This is a genomic window from Novosphingobium sp. ST904 (assembly GCF_001298105.1).
In the GTDB taxonomy this organism is placed as follows: Bacteria; Pseudomonadota; Alphaproteobacteria; order Sphingomonadales; family Sphingomonadaceae; genus Novosphingobium.
Genome location: NZ_LGJH01000126.1, coordinates 1 through 17,085, shown reverse-complemented (window position 1 = coordinate 17,085; position 17,085 = coordinate 1). Strand labels below are relative to the sequence as shown.

13 protein-coding genes are annotated in these 17,085 nt (G+C 64.5%); 4 read left to right on the top strand and 9 right to left on the bottom strand.

What is annotated here, in order from left to right; genetic code table 11:
- Positions 1 to 2: 2 nt before the first annotated feature.
- On the top strand, positions 3 to 1,064 hold the full coding sequence (locus tag ADT71_RS07160; protein ID WP_369818197.1) for a pectinesterase family protein: 1,062 nt from the start codon (positions 3 to 5) through the stop codon (positions 1,062 to 1,064).
- A 22-nt stretch (positions 1,065 to 1,086) separates the two neighbouring features.
- On the opposite strand, the gene ADT71_RS07155 is transcribed toward ADT71_RS07160, so the two are convergent.
- The 8 genes from ADT71_RS07155 to ADT71_RS07125 form a co-directional block, all read right to left on the bottom strand.
- Positions 1,087 to 2,412, bottom strand: coding sequence for an MFS transporter (locus ADT71_RS07155; protein ID WP_054435963.1), 1,326 nt, complete (start codon positions 2,410 to 2,412; stop codon positions 1,087 to 1,089).
- An 83-nt stretch (positions 2,413 to 2,495) separates the two neighbouring features.
- Positions 2,496 to 3,290 carry a hypothetical protein gene (locus ADT71_RS07150; protein WP_132469193.1) on the bottom strand — a complete coding sequence of 265 codons (795 nt, stop codon included), beginning with the start codon at positions 3,288 to 3,290 and terminating at the stop codon, positions 2,496 to 2,498.
- Positions 3,291 to 3,334: 44 nt separating this feature from the next.
- Complete coding sequence (locus ADT71_RS07145) at positions 3,335 to 4,564, bottom strand: Ca2+-dependent phosphoinositide-specific phospholipase C (protein WP_369818195.1); 1,230 nt, start codon at positions 4,562 to 4,564, stop codon at positions 3,335 to 3,337.
- A gap of 25 nt (positions 4,565 to 4,589) precedes the next feature.
- Complete coding sequence (locus ADT71_RS07140; protein ID WP_231635672.1) at positions 4,590 to 6,524, bottom strand: TonB-dependent receptor; 1,935 nt, start codon at positions 6,522 to 6,524, stop codon at positions 4,590 to 4,592.
- Positions 6,440 to 6,874 carry a hypothetical protein gene (locus ADT71_RS33125; protein WP_231635671.1) on the bottom strand — a complete coding sequence of 145 codons (435 nt, stop codon included), beginning with the start codon at positions 6,872 to 6,874 and terminating at the stop codon, positions 6,440 to 6,442. Before ADT71_RS33125 ends, ADT71_RS07140 begins: the two co-directional genes overlap by 85 nt.
- A gap of 87 nt (positions 6,875 to 6,961) precedes the next feature.
- Complete coding sequence (locus ADT71_RS07135; protein WP_054435961.1) at positions 6,962 to 8,149, bottom strand: TetR family transcriptional regulator; 1,188 nt, start codon at positions 8,147 to 8,149, stop codon at positions 6,962 to 6,964.
- Between the two features lie 72 nt (positions 8,150 to 8,221).
- Complete coding sequence (locus ADT71_RS07130) at positions 8,222 to 9,892, bottom strand: cation acetate symporter (protein WP_132469244.1); 1,671 nt, start codon at positions 9,890 to 9,892, stop codon at positions 8,222 to 8,224.
- Between the two features lie 50 nt (positions 9,893 to 9,942).
- Positions 9,943 to 10,323: a DUF485 domain-containing protein gene (locus ADT71_RS07125; RefSeq protein WP_231635670.1), complete on the bottom strand. Its 381-nt coding sequence runs from the start codon at positions 10,321 to 10,323 to the stop codon at positions 9,943 to 9,945.
- Positions 10,324 to 10,443: 120 nt separating this feature from the next.
- Here ADT71_RS07125 and ADT71_RS07120 point away from each other — a divergent pair, with 120 nt between their 5' ends.
- Entirely contained in the window at positions 10,444 to 11,565 is a 1,122-nt protein-coding gene (locus ADT71_RS07120; protein ID WP_054435985.1) for a zinc-binding dehydrogenase, read from the top strand.
- 383 nt (positions 11,566 to 11,948) lie between these two features.
- On the opposite strand, the gene ADT71_RS07115 is transcribed toward ADT71_RS07120, so the two are convergent.
- Positions 11,949 to 13,814 carry a methyl-accepting chemotaxis protein gene (locus tag ADT71_RS07115; protein WP_165913240.1) on the bottom strand — a complete coding sequence of 622 codons (1,866 nt, stop codon included), beginning with the start codon at positions 13,812 to 13,814 and terminating at the stop codon, positions 11,949 to 11,951.
- Between the two features lie 940 nt (positions 13,815 to 14,754).
- Here ADT71_RS07115 and ADT71_RS35265 point away from each other — a divergent pair.
- Together ADT71_RS35265 and ADT71_RS07105 are read left to right on the top strand one after the other, a co-directional pair.
- Positions 14,755 to 15,447: a cold-shock protein gene (locus tag ADT71_RS35265; RefSeq protein ID WP_054435959.1), complete on the top strand. Its 693-nt coding sequence runs from the start codon at positions 14,755 to 14,757 to the stop codon at positions 15,445 to 15,447.
- 306 nt (positions 15,448 to 15,753) lie between these two features.
- Positions 15,754 to 17,085, top strand: a 1,332-nt coding sequence (locus tag ADT71_RS07105) for an RNA polymerase sigma factor region1.1 domain-containing protein (RefSeq protein WP_304437735.1), incomplete at its 3' end; no start/stop codon positions are given.

Below are 17,085 nucleotides of genomic sequence, written 5' to 3'. Positions count from 1 at the left end.
ACATCCCGCAGCGGCTGAGGCCCCCGCCACCGAACTGGCGGTGCGCCGCGATTGCACGGGAAGCGCCGCGCCCTGCTACACCTCCATCGGCATGCGCTCGGTGCCGCAGCGCGCGATACGAGCGGGCGCTGGATCACGATCCGCGTCAGCGCGGGCGACTATGCGGAAAAGCCCGTCATCGCCCGCGACCGCATCCGCCTCGTGGGCAGCGGGCGCGAGAACACCCGCATCCATTTCGGCGCGTCGCGCAGACCGCCAAGGCCTATCACCGCAACGGCTGGGGCACGCCGGGATCGGCCACGCTCACCATCAATGCGCGGGAGATCGCCGTCCGCGACCTCACCATCGAGAACACTTACGACTATCTCGCCAACGACCGCCTGCCTGATGGCGCCGAGAGCAAGATCGGAAACCCGCAAGCCGCCGCCCTGCTGCTCGACATCGAGAGCGACCGCGTGCGCCTCGACCGGGTGGCTCTGCTCGGCTATCAGGACACGCTGTTCGCCAATGGCGGCCGCGCGCTGATCCGCAAGAGCCTGATCGCCGGCAATGTCGATTTCATCTTCGGCAACGGACAATTGCTGATCGAGGATAGCGAAATCCGCACCCGCACGCGTGCAGCACCCTATACCCCCGGCGAATTCCAGTCCTTTGTAGCCGCGCCATCGACGCCGCTGTCACAGGCCCACGGGATCGTCTTCCATCGCTGCCGCCTGACGCGCGAGACGGGCGTGCCCGACCATGCCGTGGCGCTGGCCCGCCCGTGGCACCCCACCACCCGCTTCGCCGACGGCCGCTATGCCGATCCGCAAGCGGTCGGGCAGGCGCTGTTCGTCGATTGCTTCATGGATCGCCACATCCATCCAGACCACTGGACCGAAATGAACGGCACCGCCCGCGACGGCACGATGACGCAAGTGTTCCGGGCGCAGGATTCGCGTTTCGCCGAGCTGTCCTCCAGCGGCCCCGGCGCACCGGCCCGCGACATCGGCATGCGCTGGAAAAGCCCCATGGGGATCGCGGCGATCCGCCGGGAGATCATGGCCGGAATGCCGCAGGACTGACCGGAAGCCGCCGCTGCGGCCCTTATGCCGGTCGGCCCGGGGACCGGCCAAGGGAGTGGACGAGCAACAGGCAGGCAGAGCCGATAGCGGGAAGGCCGATAGAGGCCGCCAGCACCGGGTTTCCCACGCCGCCACCCGCTGCCGCGCCCTCGCACGCGGAAAGGACGGCCGCCAGCAGCATGGTGCCGATGCCGGAGGCGACTTTGAGCGTGGCGAGAAACAGCCCCACCGGCAGCGCTTCTCCTCCGGCGCCCGAAAACCGGCCGGACTGCACATAGGAGGCCAGAAGCGCCCAGACCGCCATGCTCATGCCCGCCAGGCTCGCGCCAAGCAGGAACAGGCACGCCGTGGCGGCGGGCTGCCGGAAAGCGAGGGCGAACCCGGCCATGGCCGCGATGAAGCCGAGATGTGCCAGCGCGAGGATGTCCCGCGATGAGCGCCACCGCGCGGCGCTCATCCAGAGCGGAAGCGAGACGCCGTGGCCAAGCGTGATCGCGAACAAGGCCCATCCCGGCCATGCGGGCTCGCTCATGGTGGCACGCCCCAGAAACGGCAATGCGCGCATGAAGAACGGCACCAGCGCGCCCTGAACGGCGACGATGCCCAGTATCTGCCGATAGCCGCTGTCTGCAAGCAAGCTGCGTACCATCCGTACCGCGCCGCCTCGTGAAGGTTCGCGCCCGGTCGCGGGGAGATGCCGCGTCACCCCGCGGGCGATGAGCAGAGTTGAAAGATAGATCGTTCCCCCCGCCACGCCGAACGCAACGAAAGCGCGGCGCTGGTCCGAAGGATCGTGGATCGCCAGCACTTGCGCCAATGCCAGCCCGGTGCATCCCGCGCCGAGGGCACTGAATATCAGGCGCAGCGCCGAAATTCCGGAACTGTCCCGTTCGCTCGCCGCCATGCGGACCATCAGCGTGTTGTGGCCGACATCGCAAAGCGTATAGCCGATCCTGCTGCCGATCACGGCGGCCACCACGATGGCCGTTCGCGAAAACGCCGTGCCGCCCAGCACCGGCGCGGCGAAAATCAGCGCGAAGCAGGCGCCGCAAAGCGGTGCCCCGATGCCGATCAGCCGTGCCAGTCCGTCCTGCCTCCCGGTCCGGTCGGTACGGTAGGCTATGGCGAGATCGGCCAGCCCGTCCCACACCATGAGCAAGGTTAGCAACACACCGGCATGAGTGACGGGAACCCCGCCATGCAGCACCAGGAAATAGAGCAGCACGCTTTCGAAGCTGCTCCAGACAAGGCTCTTGCCCATGTTGCCGCTGCTGTAACCAAGCCTCATCGCCGTGGCCGCGCCGGGCCGCGCTGGCGGCGGGATGGAGGATTCGAACGCGGTGGCCATGCAGGTTGCCCTAGCCGCGATTGGCTTCGCTTTTTTGACGCCGTGGAAACAGTGACCCAGCCGCATGAGCGGTGCCCGCGTGCTCAGCCCGGCAGGTCAGACAATATCCGCGCCCGCGCCATCGTGAGCTGGGCGATCACATCGCTGAGCAGGTAGGCGTCACGCCGCCGGGTCCAGGGCTGGGCGGAGCGAGGGTCGTAATCCACCGGAAGCGGCACCTCGCGGGCGGCGGCGGCCGCCATGCCGTTGGCGCGAGAGACCAGGATGCAGCGCTTCACATGATCGCGGTGCCCGACGACGGCGACCTTGCCCAGTGCCTGCGCCGTGCCGGCATGAGCGATCACGCCGCGCGCGACCCCATCGGTGCTGAGGTAGGTCTTGCGGCCATCCTCGCCCTTGGCCGGGTAGATCGGCACGACATCCTTCATGCCGTGCCTGTCGGCGAGGACTTGCGCGATTTCCCATTGCGCGTAGACTCGCACCTTGCGCAACCGCCGAATGGCCTGCACGGCATCGGCCAGCATCGCATTGATCGGCCCCGGTTCAGGCGCTTCCTCGCCGTCGGTAAGGCCGGTATCGGGATTCACCTTCCCCGTCGCCGAACGATAGCCGAAACTGTAGGCCACGACGCTGTCCGCCTCGCGAACCGGAAACATCGGATAGCCCCAGCGGAAACCGGCATCGGCGACATGAGCGGCAAGCTCATGGGCCAGGGCCTCGTCGCCCAGCTCGCCCTTCAGCGTCTGCGCCATGAGCCGTTCGAGCGCGGACAGGTCGCCGCCCGAAACACCGGCTTCGCCAAGCGCCTGCGCGAAAGCGGACGGAGCGGCCAGCAAGGTCGTCGGAGCACCGACAAGAAGCGCCCTGCGCGTGGTCATGATGTTCTCCAATGAATGCGGATATCAGGGGCGCGGACAACCGGTCACGACCGGATTGCATCGCCAGCCGCGCGCCGACGGGGCAAGGTGATAGCCATTGCCGTAAATGTTGGGCGCCGTGAGATAATCGGTCGACACGATCTGCGCGCCACTGGCCAGTGCCGCATCCCGGCGGCGGCGTCGTCGCGGCGGGCATCGCCGGTGTCGATATCGGCACGGGTGCGGACGAGATAGCCCTTGCGCACGGCATCTCGGATTTCGGCGCCATGCGTCAGCGCGTTATCGTAAAGCATGAACGCGGCATGGGCCATGCCCGGCTTGCCCTGCACGAAGGCCATTCGTCCTTCCAGCGAGGGCCGACCATCGAGATAGGGCCTGAACGCCGCCAGGTTCATCGCGGGCACCAGGAACAGGAAGACGAACTTGCCCCGCGCCTCGCCCAGCGTTGGCCAGCGCCCGGCGAGCACGGCGTCTTCCAGCCGCGGCATCGCGCCGCGCACGTCGTCGGGCGCGATCACCCGTTCCCGGCCGAGAACCTCGCGGATCGCCGCGTCCACTTCCTCGAACTGCGCCTTGTCGAACGGCGGCACCCGGGTGGCGCCCGGAATGACGCGGTCCAGTCCGGAAAGCTTGGGTTCAAGCAGGACGAAGACAGGGCTGTGGTTCGGTTCCGCGTCCGACCACTGGCGCAGCAGCGTCAGGCAGGACCGGAAGGTGGGGCACTGGCTGCGGAAGTCGAGGTCCGCCAGATGCAGCACTTTCAGGCCGGGCCGGGCCAGTTCGTCACGGTAGATCGGCGAAAGATCGGTCACGCCCCGGGCCCGCAGTTCGCGATAGGGCAGCGGATCGGCATAGGCCCCGCCCTGCGGATCGGGCTGGAGATCGATCTCCACGCTGCGCACGCCGCTGCGAAGCTGGGCCTGAAGCGGCATCTGCACATAGTCGAGCGCCTGCGCCATCCCGCCGAGGCCGCCGGGATGCTCGTCCTCCATGGCGGCGCGCTGCTCGGCGCTCATGCCGCCGGTCATCGCCTGCATGAGCGCACTGAGGCGCGGGGCCATCACCGCCATCGCGCGCGGGTCGGCCGGAAGCGCATAGCTGTTGTGCGTGCCCACCACCTGCAGCGCATTGATCGGCAGCCTTTCCCCTTCGGCGGCCGGTGCGTTTACCGGCGGCGTGCCGAGCGGGGCGGCTTCGTCCGCGCTGACCATGGCCGCGCTGGCCCAGAGCGCGGCCATGGCGGCGATCGCCATGGCCGGTTTCATCCGTTTCATGCGTGCTCCTTCGGGTTCGCGCGGGTCAGAAGCTGACGTTGACGAAGCCGCCGACCGTGCGGCGCGCATTGGGCGACGTGTAGTGCAACAGGCCCAGCACGCCGTACTGCTGCCAGCCGGTGGAGAAGTACTTGTCGAACAGGTTGCGGGCGTAGACGCCGATCTCCACCGGGCGATCGGGCAGCTTCACGCTCACCCGGCCGTTGACCAGTCCGTAGCCCGGCACATGCGAATAGGCAGGCTGGCCCACCACGGTCCAGTATTCACTGCGATAGGCATAGTCGGCATGGGCGCGCAGGCCGAGGCCGGAGCCGAACTCGTGATCGTAGTCGACCGCTGCCGTACCGGACCATTCGGGCGAATTCGTCAGGCGCGAGCCGGTGTAGTTGGTGGTCGCATTGTAGACGTAGTCCGTGAACTTGGCATCGGTGTAAGTCACCGCGCCGGACAATTGCAGGCCGCGCATCGGCTGGACCACAAGGTTCCCTTCCACGCCCTGCGTACGCAGGCCGCCGGCATTGCCGATGACCGTGGCGTTGATCGTGCCGCCCGATCCATCGGGTATCTGCGTCAGGATCGTGGCCTGGAAGTCCTTGAAGTCCGAACGGAACACGTCGAGGTTGAAGCGCAGGCGGCGTCCGAACCATTCGGACTTGATGCCGGCTTCCCATGCCTTGACCGTCTCGTCCTCGTAAGGCGCGTACTTGTTGCCGACGAAGGCGATCCCGGCCGGCTTGTAGCCGGTGGAATATGTCGCGTAGACCATGACATTGTCGGCAAGCTGATAGGTCGGCGCGATGCGGAAGGAGAAGTTATCTCCCTTCACGCGGCCGAAATCATAAGCCGGAGCCGCGCTGGAAGCCACGAAGTTCGGCGTGTACCCGGCAATCGCCTGCGGGTTTACATAGACGTAATCGATGCTCTGCGAATTATTGTCGTGCGTGTAACGGCCGCCCAGGGTCAGGCTGAGGCGCGGAGTGAAATTGAACTTGAGCTGGCCGAACGCGGCCACGGTTTCGTTCACGGAATCGAACAGAGAGGCGTTTCCATCCTTGCCGATCGCCCCCGTCAGCGCGATCAGCGTGGGCAGCGGCGTGCCGGCGGCATCGTAGAGCGGCTGCCCGCCGGTCGACCACTGAAGCTGTGTCTGGCGAGCATGAAGCCGGTTGTAGAACGCGCCGACCAGATATTCCACGAAGCCGCCGGTCGGCGAGGCCAGGTGGATTTCCTGGCTGAACTTGTCGGTATCGAGCTGGCCGAGATTGAACGGGATGTAGGCGTAGCGATCGTAGGGCGTGAGGCTGGCGGGCGTCCAGTTGTCATAGCGGGTCGCGCGGTAGGCGGTGATGGAGGTCAGCTCGTGGTCACCCAGCTTCGCATTGGCACGCAGCGAGGTGCCGTATTCCTCGGTGATGATCTGGCCGAACGAGGAATCCGCGGTATCGGCGCTCTTCGGTCCGGGAACGACGCCCAATTCCTTGAGGATCGCGGTCACTTCCGCCGACTGGCCGGAAACCGGCGTGCGCACGCTGCTGTCCCAGTGGTAGGCATAGTCGCCCGAAAGCGTCAGGTTGAAGCTGTCCGACGGTTCCAGATAGAGCCGCGCCCGGCCGCCGTACTCGTGCTGCGATCCCACCTTGCGGTTCAGCGTCACGTTGCGGCCGAACCCGTCGAAGGCCTGGTCGAACCCGGAGACGCGCAGCGCTGCGATGGGGCCGAGCGGCACGTTCACGGTAGCGTTCAGGATGCGCTCGTCATGCTCGCCAAAGCTGGCGCTGCCGCGCAGCGACCATTCGCCGATCTTCGGCTTTGTGGTGGTCACCGCAATCACGCCCGAGGTGGCGTTCTTGCCGAACAGCGTACCCTGCGGCCCCATCAGCACGTCCACCCGGTCGATATCGACCAGCCCGGTAAGGCCGTTGGCACGCTGGCCGTCCATGACCACGTCGTCCACGACCACGCTGACCGACTTGGCGTTCGAGAAGTCGAAAGAGGTGCTGCCGACGCGCGGATCTGGAACGCGGCGCCCTGGGTCGGGTCGAACTGCACCCCCGGCATCGTGTACTGCAGATCGGTGACCGAAGTGTAGCCAGTCTTGGCCAGCGTCTCGCCGTCGATGGACTGGATCGCCAGCGGCACCTTCTGGCTGCTTTCCGCGCGGCGCTCGGCCGTGACGGTGATTTCGGGCAGCGCGTCATCGCTGACGGGGGCTTCGGCGGCCTGCGCCGTCATCGCCCAGCACGGCGCGATCGCACCTGCCAGAATGGTCGAGAGAAGGTGGATACTGCGATTGCGCTTGAAGGCAGACATAGGGGCTCCGTCCTGTTGACCACGGGTCTTCAGGACGCGCCTCTAAGCGCGCTTCATGACTCTTTCAGGACAATCGTATTGGTTATTTCACTGCATTTTTCGTTCAATTAAAACACTCGTACTGCTGCCAGTGAAAGCATGAACGAGATCCGGCGCGGCCTGCCATTCCGCCTCGGTCGCCAGGCTGCGCAGGCCGTTTCCGATGGAAGCCATGACGATCGCCTGGATGCGCGCCCGGTCGCTGTCCGTGGGAATTCCCAGCCATTGCGCATATTGGCCATGGACATTTTCCGCCCGCCTGCGCCGCATGTCGATCGCGAAAGGCCGGAATGCCGGATCGCCCAGCGCCGCCAGCGCGCATTCGTGCGTAAGACGGATGATGTCGCTGCTGCCCAGCCTCGCACCGCTGGCATGGATGCGGCTGCGCAGGCGGCGATAGACGGCCTCCACCCCTGCGAACAGGATATCGCGGTGCGTGGGAAAGTGGTGAGCGGCGCTGGAGGTCGCCACGCCCGCCGCCTGCGCCACGGTGCGGTGGGACAAGGCACCCACCCCCTGCTCCACGATGATATCGGCAATATTCTCCGCAATGGCACCCTTGGCGCCCTGCGGCGGCACCGCGGTTTCGTCATAAGCGGCCGAGGCCGGCACCGCGAGCCGTTCCACCAGCGCCATGTGCCACCGCGAACCGGCGGGATCGCCGGACGCCCCGCTGCCGCGCAGCATCGCACGCACGGTCGAATGGCGCAGCAGGCGGTAATCGGTCTCATCGGCCAGAAGAATGGAGAAGACCTGTTCGTCCAGACAGTAGCTGGCGATGAAATGGGCCAGTCGCCCGCCCAGCGGGGTGGGGGGCAGCACGTCTCGCCAGAGCCCCTCCCCCTCATCCAGCAGCGCGTCGATCGCGCGAAGCGATTGCGGCTCGCGGCTGGCCAGCAAGGCCAGTTCGCACGTGACGATCGCGGACGTGCGCCGGGAATGCGCGCCCTGGTCCAGCCATTCGCAGATGAGATCGGCCAGGCTCCCGGCGCCGAAAGGGTCGTGATCCCCCACCCGCTCACGCCATTCACGGCGCGCTTCGGCCATGAGTTCGACTTCGCGATCGAGCACTGCGGCGATCAGCGCCGCGCGGTCACCGATACGATAGCTGATCGAGCCGACCGAAATCTGCGCTTCCTCTGCGACGGTGCGCAGGCTCATGCCCGAGATGCCCCTGGCCGCAATCACCGTCCGGGCAGCATCGAGGAGGCCTGTGATATCGCTTCGAGATTTCATTCCGGCACTTCATATCGTCGTCCCCGGCCCAGTCCAGACGACGCTTCCGGTTTTCCGAAGGAGCCGGGGAGATCAGTGCGCGCTTGCCCCGGCGGCACCGATCCCGGTCTCGGAACGGACACGCTGCGCAAGATAGCCTGCACGATCCACTGCCGCGCGGCCGCTCCTGTCAAGCCGGGAAACGATCCAGATCGTGAAGAACGCCAGCGGCATCGAAAACAGCGTCGGCGAAGTGAAGGGGAACACCGGGTCGGCATGGCCAAGCACCGAGACCCAGACCGCGGGTGACAGGATCGTCAGGACAAGCGCCAGCGCAAGGCCGATCGACCCGCCCCACACGATCCCGCGCGTGGTGCAGCCTTTCCACAGCACGGACAGCAGCAGCACCGGAAAATTGCCCGAGGCGGCCAGCGCGAAAGCCAGGCTGACCATGAACGCGACGTTCTGGTTCTCGAACAGGATGCCCAGCAGAATCGCGACGAGCGCGAGGACCACCACCGTTCGCCGCGATACGCGCAGTTCATCCTCGGAACTCGCCTCTCCCTTGCGCAGCACCGACGCATAGAGATCATGGCTGACGGCCGACGCACCGGCCAGGGTCAGCCCGGCAACGACCGCAAGGATCGTGGCGAAGGCGACCGCGCAGACGAAGCCGAGGAACAGGTTGCCACCAACCGCATCAGCCAGGTGAAGCGCGGCCATGTTACCGCCGCCTCGCAAGGCGCCCGTCGCCGGATCGAGGAAGGCCGGCTCGGTCGCGACCATCACGATCGCGCCGAAGCCGATGATGAAAGTCAGGATGTAGAAATAGCCGATCCAGCCGGTGGCCCAGAGTACGGACTTGCGCGCGGCCCGGGCGTCGGGAACGGTGAAGAAGCGCATCAGGATATGCGGCAGGCCCGCTGTCCCGAACATGAGCGCCATGCCGAAGGAAATCGCGGAAACCGGGTCCTTGATGAAATTGCCCGGCCCCATGATCGACCGCCCCTTGGCCGCCGCCGTCGCCGGGTCGGCGCCGGCATCGAGTGCCAGCGCCGTCTTCACTTCTACCGCGCGCGCGAAGAGGGCATCGGGCGAGAAGCCGAAGCTGGCAAGCACGGCGAAAGCCATGAGCGTGGCGCAGCCCAGGAGCAGTACCGCCTTGATGATCTGGACCCATGTGGTCGCGATCATGCCCCCGAACAGGACATAGAACGTCATCAACACGCCCACGATCACCACGGCATAGGAATAGGGCAGCCCGAACAGCAGCTTGATCAACTGCCCCGCGCCGACCATCTGGGCGATGAGGTAGAACAGCACGACGGCGAGCGTGCTGGAAGCGGCAAAGAGACGGACCGGGGTCTGGGCGAAACGGAAGGATGCCACGTCCGCGAACGTGTAGCGGCCGAGATTGCGCAGGCGTTCCGCCAGCAGGAAGAGAATGATCGGCCAGCCCACCAGAAAGCCCGTCGAGTAGATCAGCCCATCGTAGCCGTCGGCGAAAATCTGGGCGGAGATCCCCAGGAACGATGCCGCCGACATGTAATCGCCGGCAATCGCCAATCCGTTCTGGAATCCCGTGATACCGCCTCCCGCCGTGTAGAAATCCGCCGTCGTACGGGTCTTTCGTGCCGCCCAGCGGGTAATCCCGAGAGTTGCCAGCACGAACACCCCGAACATGAGGATCGCAGGCCAGTTCGTCGGCTGCTGCTGCGTCTGCCCGGTCACGGCGTCGGCGAATGCCGGCACGGGAACAGCCATGCCAAGCACAGCCAGAACCGATCCGGAGCGCACTGCGGCAAGGCGGCCGCTCACTTCGCGGCATCCTTGCGAATGGCTTCGAGCAGCGGATCGAAATCGCGATTTGCGCGGAAAACATAAAAGCCGGTGAGCGCGATCCCTACGAGGATCACCCCGAGACCCACCGGAATGCCCCAAGTCGTGGTCGCCTGGCCGATCGGTTCCGCCAGCAGGTCCTTGCGAAAGGCTATCACGAGAATGAAGCCGAAGAAGACCGCCAGCATTATTCCCGCCAATTGCCAGCCAAGGCGAGACCGGCTTGCAACCAACTTGCGGTAACGCGGATCGGAGGCAATCGCGGACAACGACGTGGTCGTATCGGCTTCGTTCTGCACGTCCTCTACCCTTCCCATCTTCTCGTTGGCGCCAACTATGACCTCGGCAAACTGCAAGGCAATGTTATTGTTGGAAGCAGGCCGTTTTCTTGTCCGATCCTTGCGCGGGCCGGCGCACTGCCTATGTTCCGCCGACTGGCAGCAAATTCGGCCGCGGCCAAACAAGCGGAGAAGGTCATGGGCTTCACGGGACGCGAACTGCGATCCACGATCGATGACGGCAAGCTGACACTGTCGCTGGAACAGGTGCGGATCGACGATCCCGCAGACGACGAGATCGTCGTCCGCGTGGAAGCCGCGCCGATCAACCCGAGCGACCTGGGACTGCTGCTCGGCCCTGCCGATATCGCGACACCCGAACGGCGCGATGGCAGAGGCGGAAGCCTGACTTTCGATATTCCGCCGGCCCGTCTGGCCGGTGTCGCGGCGCGGCTTGGCCAGTCGATGCCCGTGGGCAACGAAGGCGCCGGAACCGTCGTCGCAGCCGGACGGAACGCCGCCGCGCTGGAAGGCAGGCGGGTCGGGATGATCGGCGGAGGGATGTATGCCGACTATCGCCGTATCAAGGCGAGCGAGGTGATCCCGCTGCCCGAAGGCGCGACGGCGGCAAGCGGCGCTTCGATGTTCGTCAACCCGCTCACCGCGCTCGGCTTCGTCGAAACTGCGCGGCGCGAGGGGCACAAGGCGATCATCCATACCGCCGCCGCATCGAACCTCGGGCAGATGCTGCAGAAGGTATGCCTGCGGGACGGCATACCGCTGGTCAACATCGTCCGTTCCACGCAGCAGGCCGACATTCTGAACGAGATCGGCGCCGCGCACGTGGTCAACAGCAAGGACGACGACTTCGCCGCCCGGCTTGCGGAAGCCGTGGAGCAAACCGGCGCAACCCTAGCCTTCGACGCCATCGGCGGCGGGACGCTGGGCAGCGACATCATGCAGGCCATGGAACAGGCGCAGGTCCGCGCGATGCCCGAATACAACCGCTACGGCTCACCCGTGTTCAAACAGCTCTACATCTACGGCGCACTGGACACTTCGCCGACGATCCTCAATCGGCTGGCTTTCGGCTTCCAGTGGGGCGTGTCGGGCTGGCTACTGTTCCCGTTCCTCCAGAAAGCCGGCCCCGAAGTCGTAGCCCGCCTGCGCCGCCGCGTGATCGACGAACTGACAACGACATTCGCCAGCAAATACACCCGCGTGATCGGATTGGCGGAAGCCCTGGAGCCGGACGTCCTGCAAGCATACGAGCGCAAGGCCACAGGCGAGAAGTTCCTGATCGACCCTTCCGCAGGTTAGCCCGCGATAGCAGATTCTGGCGCAGCGAGGCGGGTCCGCTTAGCGCCCATTGCAGCCTCAGGACCCATTGATTGGCAGGCCGCTCATGCTCAGTCTCCTTGCGGAGCCTGAATCACATCGACCTCCGTCAATCAATGGGTCCTGAGCCTAGTCTCTCCCTTTGAATAACCGCGCACTATCTTGCGCTGTTTCCTCGGGATTGCGGCATCGCACCTCATATCAAAAATCAATAGATATGATGATTTTTCATTCACATAATTGATTATCGGCTATCGCACAAATCCGGGAGAACCTGCGACAGGCACAAGGTTGATGGAGGTTGCCGCCCATCCAAAGAACGGCAACCCTCCGATCCGCGCCTTCTTCGCGCCCTCACATCCCGGTCAGAAATCCATCCAGTCATCGTCCTGCCCGGTTGCCAATGCGGCCACCTTGGGGCTTCGAACTGAGATGGAAGGGATCGCCGCCCCTGCGCCGCGCGGCGTAGCGGCAGGAAACGAGCGCGGGGAATGGGACACGCCACCATTTCCGGTGCGGAACATTGCAGCGCGGTCCGAAAGAGCGGTGACTTCGCTGTTGAGAGTGCGCGCCGCTGCCGAAGTCTGCTCCACCATCGCCGCGTTCTGCTGAGTCGCCTGGTCCATCGTGCCGATCGCTGCGCTGATCTGCGTGATCGTCGACGACTGCACCTGATTGTCAGCCGCGATGTCACTGAGCAGTGTGTGCACCTCGGTCACGTCGCCCGAGATGTTCTGGAGCGCGCCGTCCACGCGCTGCACCGCTCCGACAGCAGTACCGATATCGGTCTGCGTCGCCGTCAATTGCTCCCGGGCTCGTTTAGCTTCCTCTTCCGAGCGCATGGCGAGCGCGGAGACGAGATCGGCCACCACCGCGAAACCGCGCCCTGCGTCGCCTGCGCGGCCTGCCTCTACGGCAGCGTTCATCGCAAGGACGCGGGTCTGGAAGGCGATCTTGTCGAGCCCCTCGATCACCGAATCGATACCCTTGGCGCTCTCGCTGACGCGGCCCATGGCCTGCACGGCCTCATCGGCGATCGAGCGGCCGGTCTGAACCACACCCATGGCCCCATCGGCCCGCTGTACAGTGCGACCGGCGGCTTCGGCAGTGGCGCGCAGGCGCTGATCCATCTGGGTGATGGCCGCCGAAGTCTCTTCAAGGCTGGCCGCGTTGCTTTCGGTACGACGAGCCAGGTCCTCGGATGCCTGGGCGATTTCGCTGGAGCCGGTGCGGATCGTAACGGCGCTTTCAGCGACCGCACCGATGAGATCGCGCAGCGCTCCCACAGCCGAATTGAAGTTGTTCTTGAGTTCGCCATAGGCCGGCGGAAAATCGGCGTTGATCGACCGCGTCAGGTCGCCTTCGCTGATGGCCTGAAGGCTGGCTCGCAGCGTCGAGGTGACGACTTGCTGCTCCTTGGCGTGGCGCGCATCGATCTCGGCACGGGCTTCGGAGGCGACACGGAACTGCTCGACGGCTTGCGCTATCTCGCCGATTTCATCACGACGCTCACGATAGGGCACCGCCTGGTGGCCGCCTTCGGCAAGCGAGGTGGTGACCTCGGTGATCCGGCTCATCGGCGCGGCGACGGTGCGCACGAGCACGCGCCAGATGAGCAGAATTCCCGCGATTCCGATGATAGCGAGGCCAGCCGAGAGCCAGGTCGTCAGTTCGGCAGTGGCTTGCCCCTGCTCGGCTCGGCGGCTCGAAAGCTCGCGAACCTTGTCCACCAGAGCATCCGTGCGCGTCGTCACATCGCGCGAGGCAGCGCGACCATCGGTGTTCATCAATGCCAGCGCGCCCTCGAGATCGCCCGCGCTTCGCAGGTTCAGGGTGCGCTCGTTCACTGCATAGAGGCTATCGATCCCGCTCTTGAGCCGGGTAAGGTCGCCTGCCAGACTGACATCGGCTACCTGGCTGTATTCTTCCACCGCCTTGTCGAGATCGGCCCGCGCGGTGTCATAGCGCTGCTTGAGATCGCGCGCTTCGCCGGCGTCTTTCGCGATGTAGCTGGCATAGACCAGCGAGCGAAGCGCCTGCGCATTGCTGATCACCGCTTCCAGCGCCGACATGCTGGCGATGCCGTGATCGACGTGGCTTTGGGCGATAGAGTTCATGGTCCTTGTCGAAACAAGGCCATTGATACCCACTACGCTCAGAAGCGCGATGAGCAGGCTGAAGGCTGCCAGCAGCTTTTTAGGAAGCCGCCAATTGTTCAGAAAATCGAGCAAGGTAAATTCCTCGGGCCGGGGGGAGAACGAGCGCTTCACCGAACGCCTATATATCCCGCCGTTATAGACACTTGGACTTGCCCGTTCGGCCGCCCCTCCTTCACCGTACACGGGAATCATCGGAATTCAGGATCCGCGGCATTCATTCTCCTGCCGGGAAAACCGCGGAAATCCGCCCATTCACCGGCGGCGATTGGAAATCCTGCATAGCCATTCAATATGGTTTCGCATCACAGGCATCCCCCGCCGTGCCCTGCCGCATGGCAAGGCCTGACCATCGATCCGATCGATCAAAGTCCGCCGAGCGGCCCCTTGCCCGTCCTTTTCTCATTCTCAAGACAGAATTCGGGCGGCTGCGATTCCCTTCGCCCCGCAAGCGCAAGCTGGCACCATGGCTCGCCACACCAAGATTTTCACCGCGATGCGAAGCGACGGAGTGTTGCAGGTATCGTATTTCCTGCCCCGCCGAGCCCGATTCAGCCGGATTTTTCAAGGATTCCCGGTAAACTGCCGCGCCGATCTCGGAAAACCTTACTGTACGAGGCTCTCGGATGGTCTGACGGGAAATTCGGTGCTATGGGGCAGCGATGCAGCGAGACAAGTCCAAAAAAGCGCGCCAATCATGATGCACGCGCCGTGATGACCGTTAAAGGAATCAAGACATCGATCGCCGCGCCCCACAATACGCACTGCAATTGCAGGAAATATTTTCGAACCCAAAGGCAAAATTGCCCGGGATTTTGGCAAATGCAGCATTTACGTGCCAAAATATTTCGAAATAGATATACATCATTAAATTTTTATCTGACAATCAGCCATAGGGTATCACAGCCCTGTCAGAACACTTCGTATTGTAAGCTGATTGTTATTACGCCCGGCGCGCCGCGTTCAAGCGCATGGGCCATTTTTTCACCGAGCGCAACGAAGGTACGTTTTAGTCATGTCTTTTGACAGAGGAAATCGCGGTAACGGCCGTGACAGGTTCGGTGGTGGCAATGACCGTTTCGGCGGCGGCAATGACCGTTTCGGCGGCGGTAACGACCGCTTCGGCGGCGGCAACGACCGTTTCGGTGGCGGGCAGCGCGGCGGCTTTGGCGGTGCGCGTAGCGGCGGTTTCGGCGGCGGCGGCCCTCGCGGCGGCGCTCCTGCTCAGGTCATCGGCGAGGGCAGCGGCGTGGTCAAGTTCTTCAACGCGGATAAGGGCTTCGGCTTCATCCAGCGCGAAGATGGCGGCGACGATGCCTTCGTTCACATCAGCGCCGTTCAGGACGCCGGCCTCACGACGCTTGCCGAAGGTCAGCAGCTTGAGTTCCAGCTGGTCGACCGTGGCGGCAAGGTCTCCGCAACGAATCTCTCGATCGTCGGCGAAGTCATCACCGCCACTCGGCGGGAATCCGCGCCGGCACAGCGCCAGTCCACGGGCGAACGCGCCAGCGGCACGGTCAAGTTCTTCAATGCGTCCAAGGGCTTTGGCTTCGTCAATCGCGATGACGGCCAGCCCGATGCCTTCGTGCACATCAGTGCCGTAGAGCGCTCGGGCCTGTCCGGCCTGCATGAAGGCGATCAGATCGAGTTCGAAATCGAGATCGATCGCCGCGGCAAGTCCTCGGCGGTCAATCTGGTCCTTCGCTGAGGTCCGCGGGCCTTGGCCGGTTTCCACCGGCCAAGGCCATGCTCTGGCGGCTGATCGGAATCACGAACTACAGCCTTCTTTATGCCCCGAGACATGAAAACGCATGGGCGTCATTGCCTGCGGCCTGCTTGATACCCATGATAGAGACGGGAAAGCTGTCGGCGTTCAAAATGGCCCTTGCCGGTTTGCCGTGTGACAGATCGCTGGCGCTTTGCCGCTGTGTCAGGCAATGCACTTTCAGACCGACGTCTTTGCCTGGCGGAGCAACGCCGCCGAAGGCGCACAATGGATAAAAAGCGAACAAGAATGAGCAACGAAGATTATGGCGCGGAGAACGACGCACCGCTGATCGATTCCGGCCGGGGCTCGGTCGAGCGATTGATCGCGCGGGCCAAGCGCCTCGGTGTCATATCCGTCAGCGAATTGAACGCTGCGCTGCCGCAGGACCAGATGTCTTCCGAACAGATCGAGGACATCATGGCCGCGATCTCGGAAATGGGCGTCAAAATCGTCGAAAATGAAGACGATGACGATGCGGCCGATGCCGAGCCGGAACTGGACGCGGACGAGGATCGCGACGGAGACAGCGGTTTCGCCGAAAGCGGCGAAGGCACCCGACGCCGCGCGGCCGACAGCAAGAGTGCGGAAGCCCTCGGCCGGAGCGACGATCCGGTTCGCCTGTACCTGCGCGAAATGGGCGCGGCGGAGATGCTCAGCCGAGAGGGCGAAGCCGCCATCTCCAAGCGAATCGAAGCCGGTCGCGACATGATGATCCTGGGCCTGTGCGAGAGCCCGATCACCTTCCACGCCATCATCCAGTGGTCGGAAGCGCTCAACAACGGCGAGATGCAGCTTCGCGAGATCCTCGATCTCGACGCGATGCTCTCGAAGGAGCCCGCGCCTGAAAGCCTGACGGAAGACGGCGACGACGACGGCGAGATCAGCGAAAAGACCGCCGGTCCCTCCTTCAAGGACGAGGACGACGTCGAGGAGGAAACCTCCGAGGTCGACGAGGACGGCAATCCGATCCCCAAGCGGCAGGCTGAGGAAGAGGAAGAAGACAACACCCTCAGCCTCGCGCAGATGGAAGCGGCCCTCAAGCCCGAAGCGCTTGAGAAGTTCATCCTCATCACCGAGCTGTTCCAGGCCTTCGAACGCCTCCAGTCCGAGCGTCTCGACGCGCTGGCGCTGGGCATCGATTTCCCGGCCGCCAAGGAAGACCAGTACCAGCAGCTTCGCGAAGACCTCACCGCGCAGGTCGAATCGGTGAAGTTCCACGCGTCGAAGATCGAGTATCTCGTCGACAACCTCTACGCCTTCAACCGCCGCCTCACCACGCTGGGCGGCCAGATGCTGCGCCTTGCCGAGCGTCACAAGGTCAAGCGCGCAGACTTCCTCGAAACCTACATGGGCCGAGAGCTGGACGACACCTGGCTCGCCGACATGGCGAAGAAGGACAAGAAGTGGGCCGCCTTCGCCGAGGCCGAGGCCGATCCTGTCGAACGCATCCGCTCGGAAGTCTCGGACATCGCCGCCACCACCGGCATGGCGCTTCCCGAGTTCCGCCGCATCGTCAACATGGTCCAGAAGGGCGAGCGCGAGGCGCGCATCGCCAAGAAGGAAATGGTCGAGGCGAAC

Coding starts and splice junctions, on each gene's coding strand:
- ADT71_RS33125 (WP_231635671.1), bottom strand. CDS start 6,874: ATGTCTGCCTTCAAGCGCAATCGCAGTATCCACCTTCTCTCGACCATT.
- ADT71_RS07150 (WP_132469193.1), bottom strand. CDS start 3,290: ATGACCACGCGCAGGGCGCTTCTTGTCGGTGCTCCGACGACCTTGCTG.
- ADT71_RS07130 (WP_132469244.1), bottom strand. CDS start 9,892: ATGGCTGTTCCCGTGCCGGCATTCGCCGACGCCGTGACCGGGCAGACG.
- ADT71_RS07155 (WP_054435963.1), bottom strand. CDS start 2,412: ATGGCCACCGCGTTCGAATCCTCCATCCCGCCGCCAGCGCGGCCCGGC.
- ADT71_RS07145 (WP_369818195.1), bottom strand. CDS start 4,564: ATGAAACGGATGAAACCGGCCATGGCGATCGCCGCCATGGCCGCGCTC.
- ADT71_RS07120 (WP_054435985.1), top strand. CDS start 10,444: ATGGGCTTCACGGGACGCGAACTGCGATCCACGATCGATGACGGCAAG.
- ADT71_RS35265 (WP_054435959.1), top strand. CDS start 14,755: ATGTCTTTTGACAGAGGAAATCGCGGTAACGGCCGTGACAGGTTCGGT.
- ADT71_RS07135 (WP_054435961.1), bottom strand. CDS start 8,149: ATGAAATCTCGAAGCGATATCACAGGCCTCCTCGATGCTGCCCGGACG.